The 1,887-nt window shown below is 75.5% G+C and carries 3 protein-coding genes; all 3 read right to left on the reverse strand.

What is annotated here, in order from left to right; all coding sequences use genetic code 11:
* On the reverse strand, window positions 1-173 hold a 173-nt coding region (locus tag OZN99_RS30760; protein WP_333779792.1), incomplete at its 3' end, for a metal ABC transporter permease.
* Window positions 170-931: a metal ABC transporter ATP-binding protein gene (locus OZN99_RS30765; protein WP_270939009.1), complete on the reverse strand. Its 762-nt coding sequence runs from the start codon at window positions 929-931 to the stop codon at window positions 170-172. The genes OZN99_RS30765 and OZN99_RS30760, both read right to left, overlap by 4 nt.
* A partial coding sequence (locus tag OZN99_RS30770) for a metal ABC transporter solute-binding protein, Zn/Mn family (RefSeq protein WP_333779791.1) occupies window positions 928-1,887 on the reverse strand: 960 nt, incomplete at its 5' end. The genes OZN99_RS30770 and OZN99_RS30765, both read right to left, overlap by 4 nt.

Below are 1,887 nucleotides of genomic sequence, written 5' to 3' on the forward strand. Positions count from 1 at the left end.
CCGACCAGCGCCACGATCAGCGCGGCGACGGCGACGCCGGGCAGCGCGGCGTGGCCCACCGCATCCGCCACCAGCGCCCGCCCGCGCAGCAGCGCGAAGGTGCCCACCGTGCCGGCCGCGACACCGAGCAGCGCGCAGCCCGACAGCACGACCAGCGTGTTGTAGCTGATCACGCCCCGTCCGCCCCGGCGGCCACGCTGGCCTCGTCCAGCAGCGCCAGCCGCGCGCCGTAGGTCGCCCCGATGTTGCGGTTGGTGAAGGCCTCCTTCACCGGCCCCGCGGCGAAGACCCGCGCGTTCAGCAGCAGCACGGAGGAGAAGTAGTCCGGCACGGTGCCGAGGTCGTGATGCACCGCCACCACATGCCGCCCCCTCGCCGCCAGGTCGCGCAGCACCGTCACGATCGCCTGCTCCGTCGCGGCATCCACCGCGGCGAAGGGCTCGTCCATCAGCACCAGCTCGGCATCCTGCGCCAGCGCGCGCGCCAGGAAGACGCGCTGCTGCTGGCCGCCCGAGAGCTTGCCGATCTGGCGCTCGGCGAAGGCTTCCATGCCCACCTGGGCCAGCGCCTCACGCGCGGCTTCGCGGTGGCGGCGCGGCACGGTGCCCCACCAGCGCATCCGCGGGTAGCGCGCCATGCACACCACATCCAGCGCGGTGGCCGGAAAGTCCCAGTCCACGCTGGCGCGCTGCGGCAGGTAGCCGACGCGGTCGCGCGCCTCCTCCAGCGGGCGGCCGAAGAAGCGCACCTCGCCCGACAGCGCCGGCACCAGGCCCAGCGCGGCCTTGAGCAGCGTGGACTTCCCCGCCCCGTTCGGCCCGACGATCGCCGTCAGCCCGGGGGGGGCCGACCAGGTGACGTCCCACACCGCCGGCCGCTCCCCATAGGCGACCGTCAGGTGGGAGACGGCGAGCGGGGGCGGGGGCGTCACGCGGCGAGCCTCCCGTTGAGGCCGCGGGCCGGCGCGCGGCCACCGAGCGCGCGGGCGATGATGGTGATGTTGTGGTCGAGCATGCCTTCGTAGGTGCCCTCGTAGCTGCCCGGCCGCCCCATCGCGTCCGAGAACAGGTTGCCGCCCAGCGCCACGCGCTGGCCGCGCGCGCCCGCGCCCTCGATCAGGGCGCGCACAGCGCGGTCCGGCACCGAGGTCTCCGCGAAGACCGCCGGCACGCGGCGCTCGACCAGCTTGCGCACCAGCGCCTCGATGCCCGCCAGGTTCGCCTCGGCCTCGGTGGAGAGGCCCTGGATGCTTTCGATCTCCAGCCCGTAGCGCGCGCCGAAATAGCTGAAGGCGTCATGCGCGGTGACCAGGACGCGGGCGTTCTGCGGGATGCTGCCGATCGCCTCCTGCGCATAGGCGTCGAGCCGCGCGAGCCGGGCGCGGAACCGCGCCAGGTTGTCCGCGAAGGCCTCCCGCGCATCGGGGGCGAGCCGCGCCAGCCCGGCTTCCGCCGCGCCGGAGGCCTCGGCCCAGAGGGTCGGGTCCATCCACACATGCGGATCGGCGGCGTCCGGGTAGTCCGGATTGGCGCGCAGCCTCTCGCGCGGCAGCGACTCGGCCATCAGGATCACCGGCTTGCCGGCGGCGCGCACGCGCTCCAGCACGTCGCCCATGCGGCCTTCCAGCCGGTGGCCGTTGCCGAACACCGCATCGGCGCCCAGCAGACGGGCGATGTCGGCGCGCGTCGGGCGGAACAGGTGGGGGTCCACGCCCTCGCCGATCAGCGTCTCCGCCCGGACCCGGCCGCCCGAGACCTCCCGCACCACGTCGCCCACCATCGCGACGGTCGCGATGACGCTGCGCGGCAGCCGCGCCTGGGCGGCCGGCTGCCCCTGCGACGGGCCCTGCGCCAGGGCCGGCAGCGGCAGCGCGGCGGCGAGCGCGGT

This window comes from Falsiroseomonas oryzae (assembly GCF_027856955.1).
In the GTDB taxonomy this organism is placed as follows: Bacteria; Pseudomonadota; Alphaproteobacteria; order Acetobacterales; family Acetobacteraceae; genus Falsiroseomonas; species Falsiroseomonas oryzae.